The 19,795-nt window shown below is 42.2% G+C and carries 10 protein-coding genes and 1 pseudogene; 9 read left to right on the top strand and 2 right to left on the bottom strand.

Going from position 1 to position 19,795, the window contains the following annotated elements; translation table 11 throughout:
• Positions 1 to 2 precede the first annotated feature (2 nt).
• The 4 genes from BLW31_RS00140 (at position 3) to BLW31_RS00125 (ending at position 7,640) form a co-directional block, all read left to right on the top strand.
• Positions 3 to 1,754, top strand: coding sequence for a hypothetical protein (locus BLW31_RS00140; protein ID WP_029425330.1), 1,752 nt, complete (start codon positions 3 to 5; stop codon positions 1,752 to 1,754).
• Between the two features lie 31 nt (positions 1,755 to 1,785).
• On the top strand, positions 1,786 to 3,393 hold the full coding sequence (locus tag BLW31_RS00135; RefSeq protein WP_010536767.1) for a rhamnogalacturonan lyase: 1,608 nt from the start codon (positions 1,786 to 1,788) through the stop codon (positions 3,391 to 3,393).
• A 21-nt stretch (positions 3,394 to 3,414) separates the two neighbouring features.
• Positions 3,415 to 4,068: a hypothetical protein gene (locus BLW31_RS00130; RefSeq protein ID WP_010536768.1), complete on the top strand. Its 654-nt coding sequence runs from the start codon at positions 3,415 to 3,417 to the stop codon at positions 4,066 to 4,068.
• 251 nt (positions 4,069 to 4,319) lie between these two features.
• Entirely contained in the window at positions 4,320 to 7,640 is a 3,321-nt protein-coding gene (locus BLW31_RS00125) for an exo-rhamnogalacturonan lyase family protein (protein WP_029425331.1), read from the top strand.
• Between the two features lie 129 nt (positions 7,641 to 7,769).
• On the opposite strand, the gene BLW31_RS00120 is transcribed toward BLW31_RS00125, so the two are convergent.
• On the bottom strand, positions 7,770 to 9,404 hold the full coding sequence (locus BLW31_RS00120; RefSeq protein ID WP_010536770.1) for a rhamnogalacturonan acetylesterase: 1,635 nt from the start codon (positions 9,402 to 9,404) through the stop codon (positions 7,770 to 7,772).
• 20 nt (positions 9,405 to 9,424) lie between these two features.
• Positions 9,425 to 10,564 (bottom strand): glycoside hydrolase family 88/105 protein, encoded by a 1,140-nt coding sequence (locus BLW31_RS00115; protein WP_010536771.1) that lies wholly within the window; start codon positions 10,562 to 10,564, stop codon positions 9,425 to 9,427.
• A 266-nt stretch (positions 10,565 to 10,830) separates the two neighbouring features.
• Between BLW31_RS00115 and BLW31_RS00110 the strand changes: the two genes are divergently transcribed.
• The 5 genes and pseudogenes from BLW31_RS00110 to BLW31_RS25020 all read left to right on the top strand — a co-directional run.
• The gene (locus BLW31_RS00110; RefSeq protein ID WP_029425332.1) at positions 10,831 to 12,672 is read left to right on the top strand and encodes a rhamnogalacturonan lyase; all 1,842 of its coding nucleotides are present in this window, start codon (positions 10,831 to 10,833) and stop codon (positions 12,670 to 12,672) included.
• Between the two features lie 3 nt (positions 12,673 to 12,675).
• Entirely contained in the window at positions 12,676 to 14,085 is a 1,410-nt protein-coding gene (locus tag BLW31_RS00105) for a glycoside hydrolase family 88/105 protein (RefSeq protein ID WP_029425334.1), read from the top strand.
• An 18-nt stretch (positions 14,086 to 14,103) separates the two neighbouring features.
• On the top strand, positions 14,104 to 14,418 hold the full coding sequence (gene rhaM / locus BLW31_RS00100) for an L-rhamnose mutarotase (protein ID WP_010536774.1): 315 nt from the start codon (positions 14,104 to 14,106) through the stop codon (positions 14,416 to 14,418).
• Between the two features lie 143 nt (positions 14,419 to 14,561).
• Positions 14,562 to 18,866 (top strand): hybrid sensor histidine kinase/response regulator transcription factor, encoded by a 4,305-nt coding sequence (locus BLW31_RS00095; RefSeq protein WP_029425335.1) that lies wholly within the window; start codon positions 14,562 to 14,564, stop codon positions 18,864 to 18,866.
• Positions 18,867 to 19,072: 206 nt separating this feature from the next.
• Positions 19,073 to 19,744 (top strand): annotated as a pseudogene (locus BLW31_RS25020) (rhamnogalacturonan acetylesterase); the annotation flags it as partial.
• Positions 19,745 to 19,795 lie beyond the last annotated feature (51 nt).

The raw sequence follows: 19,795 nt of genomic DNA, 5'->3' as shown, positions 1-19,795 counted from the left end.
AAATGAAAAAGTTTAAGATAGAAATAATACTTATGGGGGTGCTGGCGATGATGTTCGCTTCGTGTAGTGACTTCTTCGAGCCGAATAATGATACGACCTTGAATGGTGATAGATATATCAAGGAAGGCAGCGAGCTTTATTCCGGTTTTCTGGGTATTATCACAAAGATACAAGCTATTGGAGACAAAGCTATTTATCTGACCGATATGCGTGGAGAACTGTTGGAACCTACCGAAAATACACCGGCTGACCTTTACAGCATTTATAATTATGATGATGATTTGAGCGGTAACACATATGCCGACCCTGCCAAGTATTATGATGTAATCATTGCTTGCAATGATTATTTGCAGAAAGCAAAAGAATACCGAGATACACATGTCACTACCGTAGATGACGATGATTATAGAGGTCTGATTAGTAGCACGGTGAGGTTGAAAACATGGACTTATCTCATGTTGGCAAAGATATATGGACAAGCTATATGGTTCGATGATCCGATGCAAAGCATGAAAGATATCGTCAGCCGGACTCCTAAGAACTTGAGTGAGCTTGTCGATGAATGCGACAAACTGTTGAATACAGGCTTTGATGGAATAAACGGTACATACAATATGTCATGGAATGAGTGGCTCGATCCTGCTAACGGGGCTACTTCTACAAACGATGAATATAAAAGATGGAATATGATGGTTCCCGGATATTTCGTACTGCAAGCAGAAATCGCACTTTGGAAAGGAGATTATCAGAAGGCGGCTACAACAATTCTTGGAGAAATGAGCAGGACCTTTGCTTTGGCTGAGTATCAGGGAAATGTTGCTAATATCAAGTATATGCGTTCGGGAAGTTACGGGAGTAATTACGGTCAGCAATATGACTCCGAGATGCCGATGCTGACAGCAACCGAATCTGTTATTATGTATGATTATAAATATAATCAACAGAATTCGTTATTGAATCATTTCGACCGTAGCGGAAGCTATATGATGCGTGCTTCCGTGCCAGGATCAAAACGTTTTGAAGATACTACTTTCAATCCGTCTGCTGATGCAACGGCAATTAAAACATCTGATGCACGTTTCAGAGCTATTCAGGAAATCGAAAAGGATGTGGAATATGCGATACGCAAATACCGTGGCTTTAGAAAGAGCGGACATACTGTTGCTCATGACGATACATATATAATGATTTATCACACTTCTGATCTTTATTTTATGGCGATTGAAGCACTGAATAATATGGGACGTTTTGAGCCGGTATCCGTGCTGATGAATACTGGTGTCGACCCTTTCTACGGAGCCGGTGTAGTATTGGGCGAACAATGGCAGGGATTGAATTGCAACTGGGGATTGTGGACAACACTTTATGCGGGATTCCGCCGTACGTATGCTGATAATGGTGTTCGCGGTATTTTAGGACTGGGCAAGCGCGATATGTGGCAGACTCCGGAAGACATCAAAGAGGAGATTATAGCAGAACAAAGATTGGAAGGGTTGAGTGATGAAGACAAGATCAAAAAGCATAATGATATCGAATTGGTGAAAGAAGCCTTCTTGGAATTCCCTTGTGAAGGAAAGACTTATCCGCTTATGATTCGTGTGGCAAAGCGTTGGAATGACTATTCATTCATAGCAGATTTTGTCGGACAGAAGTATGAATCCGATCTTGCTAAGCAAGCGGAAGTAAAGGCCAAGATCATGGGTGGTGCTTACTTCGTACCTTGGGACTTGCAAGGTAAGTCTTCTTCTCATTAATAGCATGTTTTTCAATCAAAAAAAGAAAATTATGAAGGATATAACAAAAATAGCTTGTTTACTTTTGGGACTGATATTATCAGTCCCAATGAGTGCACAAAAGACATATTATATGGACCCCGAGGGAAGTGATTCTAATCCGGGAACGTCTGATAAACCTTTTGCAACTTTAGTAAAAGTGCAGGAAGTGGTAGCTGCGGGAGATGTGGTTTATATCAATCCGGGAACCTATGTGGTTCCTGCCGACCAACTACCGATGACTACTACTAATAGCGGACTTTATCATTGTGTGTTCCACTTGAATAAAAATGGTGAGGCAGGCAAGCCTATTTCTTATCTGGCCAATCCGAATAGACAGGGGAGACCTGTCTTCGATCTTTCGCAAGTAAAACCGAAAGATCAGCGTATTACAGTGTTTTATGTAACCGGTTCTAATCTTTATCTTAAAGGATTCGATGTTATTGGTACACAAGTCACTATTACCGGCCATACGCAATCAGAATGTTTCCGTATTGTTAAAGGAGCCAATAATAACAAGTTTGAAGATTTGAGAACGCATGACGGTATGGCAATCGGTTTCTACTTGCTTGGCGGAAGCAATAATCACATCTTAAACTGTGATGCTTACAACAATTATGATTCGGTTTCAGAAGGTGGCAAAGGTGGTAATGTCGATGGTTTCGGCGGTCACATTAACTCATCTTCTGCCGGCGAAGGTAAAGGTACGGGAAATGTATTCGAAGGATGTCGTGCATGGTACAATAGCGATGATGGTTTCGACCTCATCAATTGTTTTGAGGCAGTGAAGATAATCAATTGCTGGTCGTTCTTAAACGGATACAAGCCCGGCACAAAAGAGGCGGCCGGTGACGGTACCGGTTTTAAAGCCGGTGGTTACGGAATGTCTGCCGATAAACTTCCAGCCACACCTGGCATAATACCTCAACATGAGGTACGCAATAGTTTGGCTTATTACAATAGATTGAGAGGTTTTTATGCCAATCATCATCTGGGCGGAATCATATTCGAGAGCAATACGGCTGTCAATAGCGGAGAAAACTATAATATGACAAACCGTGAGTTGCCCTTGGCACTTCCTCCGACTGATGTGAGCGGATATGATCATATTATTAAGAACAACCTATCCTTTGTTTCAAGATCGGGAAGTAAGCATATCGTAACAGTGAACAGGGCGAAGAGTGAAGTATCCAACAACTCTTTTGATGGTAGTGAGGAAGTGGTGGAAGCTGACTTTATCAGTCTGGAAGAAGCGGAATTGATGAGAGATCGTAAGCCCAATGGAGATCTGCCTGATGTTAATTTTGGAAAACTGACTACTGATGCGGAATTACGTTTTTGGGGAATGGGATGCTTTGCTACAGGTGAACCTACTGATCTTGATTTTGGCTGGTTGAAAAAGCCGACAATTGTTGTAGTTGGCAGTAAAGCCAGTGTAGTGGGCCCCGAAGCGGCATTGTTCACGAAGATGTATGTGATTGTAGACGGTGAAGAAACGGTGGAGTTTGATAAGAACTCAATAGACTTGTCAGACTTTAGTGGTGTGCTTGAAGTGAAAGCAGTCATTGAAGATGCAAACGGAAACGTTACAAAATCCATTGCGTTTAAATTTAAAAGATAAAACAGATAAACTTAGAATAATATGAAACAGTTTATTAATATTTATATAATATCTTTTGTCTTGATATTATCTCAGCTCAGTCTCTTTTCGTCTTGTAAAGACGAAGATACGGTTGTTGAACTGAAACTTGATCGTACAGCCATTCAAATCAAAGAAGGAAGTGAAGGCATACTAAAGATTGAAGGCGGAAACGGTGGATATCAGTTTTCTTTTTCTGAAGAAGGCTATGCTACCGCCAAGTATCGTGAAAATTTAATATACATTCAAGGAGTGAAATACGGTAAAGTGGTCTTGACTGTAACCGACTTGGAAGGGCACAGTGTATCACTTGATGTAGTAGTGGTATCGAGTGTGCTGAGCACCGATAATCAGCGTTTTGTATGGGGAAACATGATTGAATTGAATAAAGCCAATAATTGGAGCTTGTTCATCGATACCAATAGTGTTGCTATTACCAACGTATTGGAAGGAAGGCAATATGTTTTATCCTGCGATGGTGATTTGTCCGTTGGTGTAAAGGCGAATGCCACGTTAGAGATCTTGAGTAGTAAAACAGGAGCTGAACCGGAGATCGTGCAACTGGCTGGAATGGAAGTGTTGCAAATAAAAGATGGCCTTTGCTCTATTGTTTTTAGTACGGCAGACCGTATGGGTGAGCTTGTGTTTCAGAAATAGATATACACTGAAGATAAATAAATCGATCTGATATCAAGTAAAGCTTGGCTATCAGGTCGATTTTGTTATATTGGGCACTTTCAATACAATCAATGATATCGCTGTTTGCTGGAAGAAGACCGTTTATTGAACAAATATCCATTTAAATGAATGATATTCTATTTATCATTCGGGTGGTATTTTCTAATTTTGTGATGTGAAACCAGTGATAACGTTCCTTATAATGGAACTCCTTATACTAAATTTGTCACATGAAAAACATATCTGTTCTTTTGTTCTTGCTCATTACTTTGGCATTGAACGCACAAAACAATAAAACTTCCGGACTCAACGCCCGCCAGTTTCATAAATACTGGAAAGTAGAATCTGAATCTCCGGATTATAAAGTAACTTTTTTAGGGGATACGGTTGAAATTCTTTCTCCTAAAGGGCTTACTCTTTGGAGGAAAGAGAAGATGAGTGGTAAAGTAACCATTGAGTATGACGCATGTGTGGTTGTTGAGGTTGAGGGCGATCGTTTGAGTGACTTGAATTGTTTTTGGATGGCTTCGGACCCTCAGTATCCCGATAATATATGGAAACGTGAGAAATGGCGTAGTGGGATTTTTCTAAACTGTTACTCTTTGCAACTCTACTATATGGGATATGGTGGAAATCATAATTCTACTACACGTTTTCGCCGTTATGACGGCAATGAGGCGGCTATTACAAATGCAAAAGCCCGTCCTGCAATCTTAAAAGAATATACGGATGCGGACCATTTGCTGGAAGCTAACAAGTGGTATCATATCAAGATAACGAATGAAAATAATAGGGTTAGTTATTATATAAATGGAGTGCGACTGGTGGATTTCCGCGATGCCGACCCCCTGACAGAGGGCTGGTTCGGTTTTCGCACCACCTTATCCCGGACTCGTATCGCTAATTTTCATTATGAATGTTCTCCACAGGAAATCTCAGAAATTCCATTGCACTGGATTGGTGATACTCCTCAGCAAGATAGAACGGTAAGTTTGGGTGTTCCTTTCAGTGAAGGGGAATTATATCCGGAAAATACTTTGCAGTTGATTACTGATAGAGGTGAGACTTTTCCGATAGATACTTGGGTATTGGCTTACTGGCCCGATGGCTCTGTGAAATGGAATGGGATAGCCGGAGTTATTCCGGGAAATACTGATAAACTATTACTCAAAAAGGTCGGGAAAAGATCAAAAGGAAGAGCTAATGCAAAGATTGGCGATGATGGTAGCGGTAAATCATCAATCGCGATTGTTGAAACGCCACAGAATATTCGTATTGAGACAGGTCTTATTTCCGCCTGCATCCCTCGTCAGGGAGAATTTCTGATAGATAGTATATTTCATAAAGGAGTGAAAGTAGGAGAAAATGCACGCCTTGTCTGTAATACTCAAAGTGAACCGATCTTGGAGAATACCTCACAAATAGCTTTTACCAACTATACCGGAAGATTAAAATCGGCTACAGTAGAACGTACCGGTAATGTACGGGCGCTTGTCAAACTGGAGGGTATTCACAGAAGTGATGCCGGACGGGAGTGGCTTCCGTTTGTAGTCCGTCTTTACTTTTATGCCGGAAGCGAGCAAATCAAGATAGTACATAGCTTTGTGTACGACGGAGATCAAAATAAGGATTTTATTCGTGCTTTGGGTATTCGTTTGGAAGCCCCTATGCGGGAAGAACTTTATAACCGGCATATTGCTTTCTCCTGTGCTGATGGAGGTGTTTGGAGTGAACCGGTGCAACCGCTGGTGGGACGGCGCAAACTGACACTTGACACGGATGATGAGCTTTCTCTTCAACAGCAACAGATGGAAGGCAGACGTATTCCACCGTATGAGACTTTTGACAAGAAGAATCGTGACTTAATAGATAACTGGGCTTCATGGAACGACTATCGTCTGTCTCAGCTCTCTGCAGATGCATTCTCTATCCGCAAACGTGCCAATGAGAATAATCCCTGGATAGGAACTTTTTCGGGAACCCGTAGTGAAGGATATGCTTTTGTCGGTGATATTACGGGTGGTTTAGGACTTTGCCTGCATGATTTTTGGCAGTCTTATCCTTCTTCTATAGAAATATCGGGTGCTAAAACTTCGTCTGCAACAATCACTGCATGGTTATGGAGCCCTGAAGGAGAACCGATGGACTTACGTCACTACGATAATGTAGCTCATGATTTAAATGCCAGTTACGAAGATGTTCAGGACGGAATGAGTACTCCCTATGGTATCGCCCGTACTACTACGCTGACACTTATTCCACAAGGAGGTTATGCTGGAAAAAAGGCTTTTGCCGATACTGCTAAATCGCTTTCTGAGCCCGGGATATTGTTGCCCACGCCGGATTATCTTCATGCGCAACAAGCTTTTGGTGTATGGAGTCTTCCAGATCGGAGTACTTCTTTCCGTTCCCGGGTAGAAGATCGTCTGGATGCATATATCAATTTTTATAGTACGGCCATAGAGCAGAACAAGTGGTATGGATTCTGGAATTATGGAGATGTAATGCATGCTTATGACCCCGTCCGTCATACGTGGCGTTATGACATCGGCGGATTTGCCTGGGATAATACGGAACTTGCTTCTAATATGTGGTTGTGGTATAACTTCTTGCGTACAGGTCGTGAAGATATCTGGCGTATGGCAGAAGCAATGACCCGTCATACAGCCGAAGTGGATGCTTACCATATCGGACCGAATGCAGGGTTAGGTAGCCGGCATAACGTCAGCCATTGGGGTTGTGGTGCCAAAGAAGCTCGAATCAGTCAGGCTGCGTGGAACCGTTTCTATTACTATCTCACCACCGATGATCGTTGTGGTGATCTGATGACTGAAGTAAAGGATGCCGATCAAAAACTATATGAACTAGATCCCATGCGTCTGGCACAACCTCGTAGTGAATATCCTTGTACAGCACCTGCCCGACTGCGTATCGGTCCGGATTGGCTGGCCTATGCCGGCAACTGGATGACGGAGTGGGAACGTACTGGTAATACAGCTTATCGGGATAAGATCGTAACCGGGATGAAAAGTATAGCGACTCTGCCCAATCGTATTTTTACCGGACCTAAAGCGTTGGGCTTTGATCCGTCAACGGGAATTATTACTACTGAATGCGATTCTAAGCTGGAATCCTCAAACCATTTAATGACCATTATGGGTGGTTTTGAAGTGATGAATGAAATGATACGTATGATCGACCTTCCTGAATGGAAAGATGCGTGGCTGGACCATGCAGCACGTTATAAGCAGAAGGCGTGGGAATTGAATCATAGCCGTTTCCGGATTTCCCGTCTGATGGCATACGCTGCTTATCACAAGCGGGATGCAATGATGGCTAGAGAGGCATGGGATGACTTATTTACCCGATTGGAACATACACCGGCACCTCCTTTCCAAATTACTACGCTATTTCCTCCCGAAGTTCCGGCCCCTTTGGATGAATGCGTCAGCATCAGTACAAATGACGCGGCGCTTTGGAGCCTTGATGCTATCTATATGCAAGAGGTTATTCCGATGGATGATTCTAGTGTTTTGTATATGGAGAACTAAATATTGGTAAGGAAAACTTAAGTTATCCTTATTGGGACTATAAGGTTGAGGCGTGACAAAAAGAAAGCGGTTAATGCACTGTCTGTGAAATGCATTAACCGCTTTATGAATCTCAGATGAGTCTGTCTCTTATTTCAAGTACTGTTTCAACGGACAATCAGTTCGTTTCAATCCATCTGCGATACTTTTGGCATTCATGTGTGCTCCTTTTAAGGAAGTATGTGTATGGTCGTTATTATAATAGTCTGCTGCTTTCTTGATACCTTTCTTTTCGAGCTTGTCAGCACTTATTTTATTCAGGTCGATAAAATAAGCTCCGGTAGCTTCGGCTGCTTCACGTGTCCATTTACCAAAGGATGCCGTGTTACGTTCTATCTTTCCGTCTTTCCACTTGTTACGTGGAGTATGGCTTAAAACGATAGGTATGGCGCCTTTTTCCTGAACATCCATGATAAATTTACGGAGATACCAGCCGAAAGTGTAAACGACTTGATATTTTCCTGTTTTCTCCATTAAAAAGACCTTGCTCTCTCCTCCGGAACCGGGCAATTCGGCACGGGCTTTTCCGGTATTTATCGCTCCTGTATCATTGTGCCCGAATTGGATCAGAACAAAGTCTCCAGGTTGGAGTGCATTGTATACCTTATCCCAACGACCTTCATCCAGAAAAGTGCGGGCGCTACGACCTGCCATGGCACAATTCTCTACGGATATCTTATTCAGATTGAATTCATCTGCTATTACGCTGCCCCATCCCCACATGCCGTTTTTATCGTTATCTTTATTTTTAACGGTACTGTCGCCAATGGTAAATAATACCGGACGTCCTTCTTTGCGGCTCGATCCGGTATCCTTATCCTTCTCAACCGGTTTCAGATAGTCGGCTAATTCCAGACCTTCATAAGCACGTATTCCGTCAGCAGCAGACTCTGCATTTATTTTAGCTCCGAAAGCGCTGGTATGAATGCGGTCGATATAGAACATATATTGCACTTTGTTCTTACCGAATTTTTCAAATTTGCGGGCACTGATATCGTTTAAATCAATAAAAGGAACATTCTGTTCTTCTGCTACCTGCTTTGCCCACAAACCGAATGTCTTATTGACACGAGTAATGATGGTACTGTCTTTATCTTCCCAGGCGTTACGGGGAGTCAGGGAGAATAAGATAGGATGTGCTCCTTTCGCCTTTACATCGTTGATAAAACGACGCATATATTCTCCGTAAGTATATACGGTCTCCTTTACTCCGGTTTCTTTGATAGTAACATTCAGGCTGTCCTTACCAATTCCCGGAATGGAGGCGCGGGCACGTCCGCTGTCATAAGGGCCATTATCGTTGTGTCCCAGTTCGATGATAACCCAGTCGCCGGGTTGTACACCTTTGATTACATCCGGCCAAAGGCGGTTGTAGAAGGTACGGCTGCTGGTTCCTCCCAAGGCATGATTTTCGACGGTGATCCGATTGGAATCGAAATAATCAGCTGCGTAATATCCCCAGCCCCATTGTCCGTTATTGCCATTCCCTAAGGTTCCGGTACGCATGGTAGAATTGCCGACCAGAAATAAAACCGGATGGTTGCCTTTACGGCTTGCTCCGGCAATGGGGCGTGCCGTACGTGCTTTGTTCAGGCTGTCCAATGTGTTGTCTGCCACCTGATTCACATCTTTCATAGGGGAAGCAACATTGTTTTGTGCCTGCATCTGCAGGCTGCATGTGATGGCTGTGAGCCAGCATAAACAGTGAAGTACTTTGTTTTTCATTTACTTGATAAATAATGCTCTTATTTTAATTTGTAAACCTCGGTACCTGCCAGTAGAAAACAACCTACACCATAATCTTCAAAGTCGGGAACACTTTTGTAAGTTACAGGTTGTCCGTCTTTCGGCTCTTTTCCTGTTCCTTGCACATAACCAAGGAAACCGTTCGGATGAACTGCTTCCTTTACCATTGCGTTCCATGCTTTCAGTACGATAGGCAGATATTCTTTACGGTCGAGTAATCCGTTGCGGATTCCCCAAGCCATTCCGTATACAAACAGTGCTGTGCCTGAAGTTTCTTTTCCTCCGAAATTGCTTTCGTCGTGGAGGCTTACATTCCAGAATCCATCTGTACGCTGGCATTGCTTTAAGGCTTTACTCATGGTCAGGAAATCATTGATATAATCTTGGCGATGTGTTTCATCGGCAGGGATTTCATCCAATACACGTACAAGGGCTGCATATACCCAACCATTGCCTCTGGACCAGTAGCAGTTTTTGCCGTTTGGTTCTTTATAAGGAGGATCGAAATCCTGATCACGCCACCATAATCCTTCTTTGGCATTGTACATACCGGCTTCTCCATGAGTATTACGGGTGTAAGTATACAGGTCCCACATCTTGTTATAGTACTTTTGGTCTCCGGTCATCTTTCCGAATTTGGCGTAAATCGGCATTGCCATTTGTATGGCGTCTATCCACCACCAGTCATTCACCTGCGGAGTGTTTACTACCATGTCGATACTGGCTTTTATATTCCGGATCATGTTCGGGTCGGAAGGACACATGTTGTATAAGTCAATATAAACTTGCCCGCAGCATTGATCATCCGCATTGCGGGTCGTGTTTCCGTTACGCATTCTCCATTTGTGGAAGTTAGCCCAGTCGTAAGTATAGCTATAATAATCTTCGCGCGGATAAATACTGTATAAAGCCATCAGTCCCTCATAATAAACTCCGCGAGTCCAGATATTACTGGGACGAACTCTTCCAAAAAACGAGGGTAAGGTATAATCGGCATACTTTTTCATAAAGTAGTCGTTTACCTTTACGATGGTTGCTAAAGTCTCCTTTTGTGCAGGCAACTCTTGTGCAATGACTGAACTGCAAGGTATGCTACTCAGAAGGGTTGCTGTAATGAATGAGAGGAGTAATTTCTTCATGGTATAAAAACTGTTTATAAATAAAATTAGCTACTATGATTAATTTCACAGGCAAAGATAGAGGATTCTTTTTTCCTCTTCAATGGAATATTGTCCACAAGTATTTAAATTTGTCCATAATGCCTTCAGAAAGCAGTTGTAGTGATTAAAAAGGCAATTTATACATAGATTTGTACGATATTCTATTTTATTCATAAACCATATCGCTTACTTTTGCATGATGTAATTCTAAAAATGACAAGAACACTTTGATTAATGATAAGACTATGAAATGTACAAGTATCTTTTTTAGTTTGTTGGTAATAGCGACTTCTATAGCAGCCCAGCCAAACTATGATTTCACAAAACTGAAACGCGAGCATTTAGGACGCGGCGTAATTGCCATTCGTGAGAATCCCTCAACTGTCGCTGTCTCTTGGCGTTATTTATCTTCAGATCCAATGGATGAATCATTTGATATATATCGGGATGGTAAAAAGGTGAATAAACATCCGCTGAAAAACGCCACTTTCTTTCAGGATTCTTATCAGGGGACAGCCCCCGCACTTTATACAGTAAAAGCTATAAAAGGTAAAACAGAAAGCAATTATCAGTTGCCGGCTGATGCTCCGGTAGGGTATCTGAATATTCCGTTGGTACGTCCCGAAGGAGGGACTACTCTGTCGGGACAGGCATATACTTATGCTCCGAATGATGCCAGCATTGGGGATGTGGATGGAGATGGTGAGTATGAGATTATTCTGAAATGGGACCCTTCCAATGCACATGATAATTCCCATGATGGTTATACCGGTCCTGTGATTTTCGACTGTTACAAGTTGAATGGACAGCAACTGTGGCGTATTAATCTGGGACGTAATGTACGTGCAGGCGCACATTATACTCAATTCATGGTATTTGATCTGGATGGTGACGGTCGTGCGGAAGTAGTGATGAAAACAGGTGATGGAGCTGTGGATGGCACAGGAAAAGTGGTCGGAGATGCAAATGCGGATTATCGGAACGAGCGGGGACGTATTCTGACCGGACCGGAATATCTGACCATTTTTAATGGACTGACCGGAGAAGCGATGCAGACAATTGATTATGTGCCCGAACGTGGCAATCTGATGGATTGGGGAGACGGGCGTGCCAATCGTAGTGATCGTTTTCTGGCTTGCATTGCCTATCTGGACGGAGTACATCCGAGTGTGGTGATGTGTCGCGGTTATTATACGCGTACGGTATTGGCCGCTTATGACTGGGATGGTAAAAATCTGAAGAACCGTTGGGTATTTGACAGTAATAATCCCGGGTGCGGAGATTACGCCGGACAAGGTAATCACAATCTTCGGGTAGCTGATGTAGATGGTGATGGCTGTGATGAAATTGTATATGGACAATGTACGATAAACAATGACGGGACAGGACTTTATTCTACTCGTATGGGACATGGTGATGCTATGCATCTGACTCACTTTGATCCGTCCCGTCCGGGATTGCAGGTCTGGAGTTGCCATGAGAACAGAAGGGATGGCTCTACTTTTCGGGATGCAGCTACAGGAGAAGTCATATTCCAGATAAAAAGTAATACGGATGTAGGTCGTTGTATGGCTGCCGATATTGATCCGACTCATCCCGGAGTTGAAATGTGGTCTTTGGATTCTAAAGGCATCAGAAATGTAAAAGGAGAAGTGGTTGCTTCCAGAGTCAGAGGATTATCAACTAATATGGCTGTCTGGTGGGATGGTGATTTGTTGCGTGAATTGTTGGATAGAAATGTAGTCAGCAAATATAATTGGGAAAAAGGGATTTGTGAACGTATCGCTGTTTTTGAAGGCGCACTTTCTAACAATGGTACGAAGTCAACCCCATGTCTGCAAGGAGATATTGTAGGAGACTGGCGTGAAGAAGTCTTATTGCGTACAGCCGATAATACAGCTCTGAGACTGTATGTTTCTACTATTCCCACTGATTACCGGTTTCATACTTTTCTGGAAGATCCTGTTTACCGTATCAGTATTGCGACTCAGAATGTTGCTTATAATCAGCCTACCCAGCCTGGATTCTACTTTGGTCCGGAACTGCGGGGAACTGTATTCAGAGGATGTAAAATACCTAAAAAGTAAATGATGAATTATCGTATTATTACCGTTGCCGTATTATTGGTAGCACTGCCTGCCGTTGCACAGAAAAAGAAAACAGTTGTCAATGATTCAAATACACCCTTGCATTTATTGCAACCTGCTTATCAGGGTACTTATGGAGATTTGTCGCCCGAGCAAGTTAAGAAGGACATAGATCGTGTATTTAATTATATAGATAAAGAAACACCCGCCCGTGTGGTTGATAAGAATACCGGTAAAGTGATTACGGATTATACAACAATGGGGGATGAGGCACAGCTGGAGCGGGGAGCTTTCCGTCTGGCAAGTTACGAATGGGGTGTCACTTACTCCGCTTTGATAGCAGCTGCCGAAACGACGGGAGATCAGCATTATGCTGATTATGTTCAAAACCGTTTTCGCTTTTTGGCGGAAGTTGCTCCACATTTCAAACGTGTCTATACAGAAAAAGGGAAGACAGATTCACAGCTGCTGCAAATTCTGACTCCTCATGCATTAGATGATGCGGGAGCCGTATGTGCTGCCATGATCAAACTACGGTTGAAAGACCAGACACTTCCTGTTGACGGATTAATTCAGAATTACTTTGATTTTATTATCAATAAAGAATATCGTCTGGCGGACGGGACATTTGCACGTAATCGTCCTCAGCGGAATACTCTTTGGCTGGATGACATGTTTATGGGGATTCCGGCAGTAGCACAGATGAGTTGTTATGATAAAGAGTCAAAGAACCGATATCTGGCTGAAGCGGTAAAGCAATTCCTGCAATTTGCCGATCGCATGTTTATTCCTGAAAAAGGATTGTACAGACATGGATGGGTAGAGAGCAGTACGGATCATCCGGCTTTTTGTTGGGCACGTGCGAATGGATGGGCGATGCTGACAGCTTGTGAATTGCTGGATGTATTACCGGAAGATTATCCTCAGCGTCCGAAAGTGATGGATTATTTCCGTGCCCATGTACGTGGAGTGACGGCTTTGCAAAGCGGAGAAGGGCTTTGGCACCAGTTGCTCGACCGGAATGATTCTTATTTGGAAACTTCTGCCACTGCGATTTATGTATATTGTCTGGCACATGCTATCAATAAAGGTTGGATTGACGCAATTGCTTATGGTCCTGTTGCCCAGTTGGGATGGCATGCCGTAGCCGGAAAGATAAACGAAGAAGGACAGGTAGAAGGTACTTGTGTGGGGACTGGCATGGCTTTTGATCCGGCTTTCTATTATTATCGTCCGGTCAATGTATATGCGGCGCACGGATATGGACCGGTACTTTGGGCCGGTGCGGAAATGATTCGTTTGCTGAACACTCAGCATCCTCAGATGAATGATAGTGCCGTGCAGTATTATCAGGAAAAGCAAAAGACAACAGCTCCTATTTTTGCCGTAGATAAGGAAGACACGAAAGAATAACTTTAAACTATAAGAACCATGAAACGAGAAGCTTTTAAAATGTATTTGAAACCGGGTTATGAAGCAGAATACGAAAAAAGACATGCCGCTATCTGGCCTGAACTAAAAGCCCTGCTTTCAAAAAATGGAGTATCAGATTATTCTATATATTGGGATAGAGAAACCAACATCCTTTTTGCTTTCCAGAAAACGGAAGGTGAGGGAGGCTCGCAGGACTTGGGAACTACAGAGATTGTACAGAAATGGTGGGACTATATGGCAGATATCATGGAAGTGAATCCGGATAATTCACCCGTTTCGATTCCTCTGCCGGAAGTATTTCATATGGATTAAAACTCTCTAAGCAGATTCAGACTTAGGAGGATGTTTGATAAAAAACAGGCATCCTCCTAATACTATTTTATGATTGTTTCTTTATTATTTCAACTATCTTGATTACTTTTGTCTGGCATTTATCATTAATCTTGGAATCTATTATGACACAAAAGCGCTTATTACTTGTCGCACTTTTCATAACTCTTATCTTCAATACGGTTTATGGGGGTATTGAGCTCCGTTCTAAACAAATGAGAACGAGTGACGGTATACCGAATAATTCGGTTCGGTACATGTATCAGGACAGTAAAGGCTTTCTGTGGTTAGCTACCTTGAACGGATTAAGTCGCTATGATGGCAATTCTTTCCTGACCTTCCGTCCGGAGTCCGGCGAGAAAGTCTCACTGGCAGATAACCGGATTTATGACCTGACTGAAGATAAAAATGGTTTTCTGTGGATTTCTACTACTCCGGAACTATTCAGTTGTTATGATTTGCAGCGTGCTTGCTTTGTTGATTATACAGGAACCGGTGCGTTGGAGCAGAATTACTCAGCTGTATTTATTGCTGCCAATGGGGATGTATGGCTTCGGCATTCGGCCAATGGATGTCGTAGAATCGTCCACCAGGAAGACAGGAAAATGGTATCTACTGAATTTAAGACGGAACGTGGTAATTTGCCGGATAACCGGGTACAATTTATTAATGAAGATGCCGGGGGGCGAATTTGGATTGGAACGCAACGTGGATTGGTATCTGTATCTGACGGTCAGTATAAAGTGGAAGATCGTTTGCTTCATTTTACTTCTTCTCTGGCATTTAAAGATAATATGTATTTTCTAACGGCAGACGGCGATGTCTATTGCCACCAGGCTGCCAGTCAGAAAATAACAAAGGTAGCTGCTCTTTCGACTATTGCAGGTAAAACGGCTCCTACAGGCAATTTTCTTTTAAAGAATAAGTGGGTAATACTGACTAATACGGGAGTTTACAACTATGATCTTAATTCGCATCGGATCAGCGTGGATGCAGACCTCAATGTTAAAAATGGTGAAGTCATTCGTGATAATCACGGAGACTTTTGGATATATAATCATACCGGTCATGTCACTTACATTCTTGCCAAGAATGGGGCAAAAAAAGAATTTCAATTGATTCCTGAGGATAAACTGGGGTATATTGATTATGAACGTTATCACATGGTTCATGATTCCCGGGGAATTATCTGGATTTCTACTTATGGTAACGGACTTTTTGCTTATGATACAACAGAGGATAAACTAGAACATTTTCTGGCAAATATAAATGATCAAAGTCACATAAGTTCTGATTTTCTATTGTATGTAATGGAAGATCGTGCCGGTGGCATTTGGGTAAGTTCCGAATATTCCGGCTTGTCCCGCATTTCTGTATTGAATGAGGGTACTTCACGCATATACCCGGAGTCCCGTGAGTTGTTTGACCGTTCGAATACAATTCGTATGCTGACAAAAATGCCGGATGGAGATATTTGGGTTGGAACGCGTAAAGGCGGATTGTACACATTTGATTCGAATCTTCATTCTAAAATGACCAATCAATATTTCCATTCCAATATTTATGCGATCGCAGAAGATAATAGGGGTAAGATGTGGGTAGGAACCCGTGGAAACGGATTGAAAATAGGAGAAGAATGGTACCGCAATGACATTTCAAATCCAGCTTCATTAGCAGATAATAATGTATTCTCTCTTTATAAGGATCGAAAAGACAGGATGTGGATCGGTACATTTGGAGGCGGGCTTGAACTGGCCGAACCGATGCAGGATGGTAAATATAACTTCCGTCATTTTTTACAGCAGAAATTTGGTCTGCGTATGATACGGGTGATAGAAGAAGACGATAATGGCATGATCTGGGTGGGTACCAGTGAGGGCGTTTGCATCTTTCATCCGGATTCATTGATAGCTAATAGTGATGATTATCATCTGTTCAATTATACCAACGGAACTTTTTGCAGCAATGAAATCAGATGTATTTACCGGGATACAAAAGGACGTATGTGGGTGGGAACTTCCGGCTCCGGCTTGAATCTCTGTGAGCCTCAAGATAATTACCGTTCATTGAAATATGAGCATTACGGAACTTCTGAAGGGTTGGTCAATGATGTGATTCAGTCTATTTTAGGAGATAATAACGGAAACTTATGGGTTGCCACTGAATATGGTATTTCTAAGTTCAACCCAAACAATCACTCCTTTGAGAATTATTTCTTTTCTTCCTATACATTAGGTAATGTTTATAGTGAGAACAGTGCTTGTGTGGGGGTAGACGGTAAATTACTTTTCGGTACTAATTATGGGCTGCTTGTCATTGATCCGGATAAGATACAGGACAGTGAAACTTTTTCTCCTGTTGTTTTTACAGACCTGCATGTGAATGGTACTCAGGTAAATCCTACTATGGAGGACTCTCCTTTGAAACAATCTCTGGCTTATTCGGATAAAATCACTTTGAAGTATTTTCAAAATTCATTCTTAATAGATTTCTCTACTTTTGACTATTCGGATAGTGGACGTACCAAGTATATGTACTGGCTGGAAAATTATGATAAAGGTTGGAGTACTCCTTCACCATTGAATTTTGCTTCTTTTAAATACCTGAATCCCGGTACTTACATACTTCACGTGAAGTCATGTAATGGAGCAGGAGTCTGGAACGAAAGCGAAACGACCTTGAAGATTGTCATAGTGCCTCCTTTTTGGAAAACGAACTGGGCAATGTTGGGGTATGTATTGCTGCTGATTGTAACTTTGTATTTTGCTTTCCGTATTGTGCGTAATTTCAATGGTTTACGTAACCGTATTAATGTGGAGAAACAGCTGACAGAGTATAAGCTGGTTTTCTTCACCAATATCTCTCATGAGTTCCGCACTCCGTTGACTTTGATACAGGGGGCATTGGAAAAGATTCAGCGGGTATCTGATATTCCCCGTGATCTGATACATCCGCTCAAAACGATGGATAAAAGCACTCAACGCATGTTGAGGCTGATTAACCAGTTATTGGAGTTCCGGAAGATGCAGAATAACAAACTGGCACTTTCTTTGGAAGAGACGGATGTGATTGCTTTTCTTTATGAAATCTTCCTGAGTTTCGGCGATGTTGCGGAGCAAAAGAACATGAATTTCCGTTTTATTCCGTCTATACCATCTTACAAAATGTTTCTTGATAAGGGCAATCTGGATAAAGTGACTTATAACTTATTGTCTAATGCCTTTAAATATACTCCTTCAAACGGTACGATTATACTTTCTGTCACTGTGGATGAAGTGAACAAGATGTTGCAGATTCAAGTGTCCGATACTGGAGTGGGTATTCCTAAAGAGAAACAAAATGAGTTATTCAAGAGATTCATGCAGAGTAGTTTCTCCGGAGATAGTATCGGGGTTGGTTTGCATTTGAGTCATGAACTGGTGCAAGTTCATAAAGGTACAATTGAATACAAAGACAATGAAGGTGGAGGCTCTGTCTTTACAGTTTGTATCCCGACAGATAAAACAATTTATTCGGAAAAAGATTTCCTCATCCCCGGCAATGTCTTGTTGAAAGAGGCAGGCGGACAGGCGCATCATTTGCTGGAACTTTCGGAAGAACTGCCGGAGCCGGAGAAAATAGCGGAGCCTTTGAATAAACGTAAAGTTCTGATTATAGAAGATGACAATGATATCCGTGAATTCTTAAAAGAAGAGGTTGGCGTATATTTTGAAGTAGAAGTAGCTGCTGACGGAACAGCCGGATTTGAAAAGGCTCGTACTTATGATGCTGATTTGATTATTTGTGACGTACTGATGCCGGGAATGACCGGGTTTGAGGTTACAAAGAAATTAAAATCAGATTTTGCTACCAGTCATATTCCTATTATCCTGCTGACAGCATTAAATTCTCCGGAGAAACATCTGGAAGGTATTGAATCCGGTGCTGATGCTTATATTGCGAAACCTTTCAGTATAAAGCTTTTGCTGGCACGTGTCTTCCGGCTGATAGAACAGCGTGACAAGTTGCGGGAGAAGTTCTCCAGTGAGCCGGGGATTGTACGTGCTGCCGTATGCTCTACCGATCGTGATAAGGAGTTTGCCGACCGATTGGCTGCCGTACTGGAACAGAATCTTTCCCGTCCGGAATTTTCAATAGATGAATTTGCGCAGTTGATGAAGCTAGGACGAACGGTGTTTTATAGGAAACTGCGTGGTGTGACCGGTTATTCTCCAAATGAATATTTGCGGGTGGTACGAATGAAAAAGGCGGCTGAACTATTATTGTCCGGCGAGAATCTGACTGTTGCGGAAGTTTCTTACAAGGTTGGTATCAGTGATCCGTTCTATTTTAGCAAGTGCTTTAAGACTCAGTTTGGGGTAGCACCGTCCGTATATCAACGCGGTGAAATGAAAGAACAAGGAGATAATGAGGCAGCAGAAGAAAGATGAGTAACTGATTATTCTATATTTTGCTTTAAATCTTCTTTTCGGTGTTCGATGTGAATGATCTATCCTGTATTTGTGTACAATTGTCTATGGTCTGATAGCGAAAGTATGCTTATTTTTGCATTGAAATACGAATGAACATGTGCCCAAGACAAGCCCCTTTCCTGGTTATCTTTGCTATGTCATTTTAAGTGTAATCTGATAATATAATGGTAATGAAAACAAAACTACTGTTGATTGCAATTATTCTATTTTCCACTTCTTCGTTTATAAGTAATAGACCTGTCACTGTCTTTATGATTGGTGATTCGACAATGGCCAACAGATCTATTCAAAATAAGAACAATAAAGAACGGGGTTGGGGAATGATGCTTGCCGGTTGCCTGACAGACAGAGTGATTGTCGATAATCATGCGGCTAGTGGTCGAAGTACGAAAAGTTTTATCAATGAGAAACGATGGGAGAGAGTCTTGGACCGGATTCAGCCGGGTGATTATGTCTTTATCCAGTTCGGACATAATGATGAGAAAGAAGATCCGAAACTTCATACGGAACCGGGTACTACTTTTGATGATAATTTAAGGAAATTTGTTGCCGAGACGCGTTCAAAAGGAGGAATCCCTGTGCTTTTTAATTCGATGGTTCGCCGTAAATTTTATTGCAACGAAAATGGACTATATACGGATTCTTTAATAGATACCCATGGAGATTATCTGCTTTCTCCGAAACGGATAGCTGAAGAGAAGGGAGTAGTCTTTATAGATATGAATAAGATTACTCACGATTTGGTAAAGCAGATGGGACCGGAAAAATCCAAAGAGCTTTTTATGTGGGTTGGAAAACGCAAAGATGATACTCATCTGAACATAAAAGGAGCGAGAATAGTGGCTTCATTGGCAATTGAAGAAGTCGGCAAAAAGATTCCGGCTTTG

This window comes from Bacteroides faecis MAJ27 (assembly GCF_900106755.1).
Lineage (GTDB): Bacteria > Bacteroidota > Bacteroidia > Bacteroidales > Bacteroidaceae > Bacteroides > Bacteroides faecis.
Note: the sequence above shows the minus strand (reverse complement) of the source record. Positions and strands in the feature narration are given on the sequence as shown.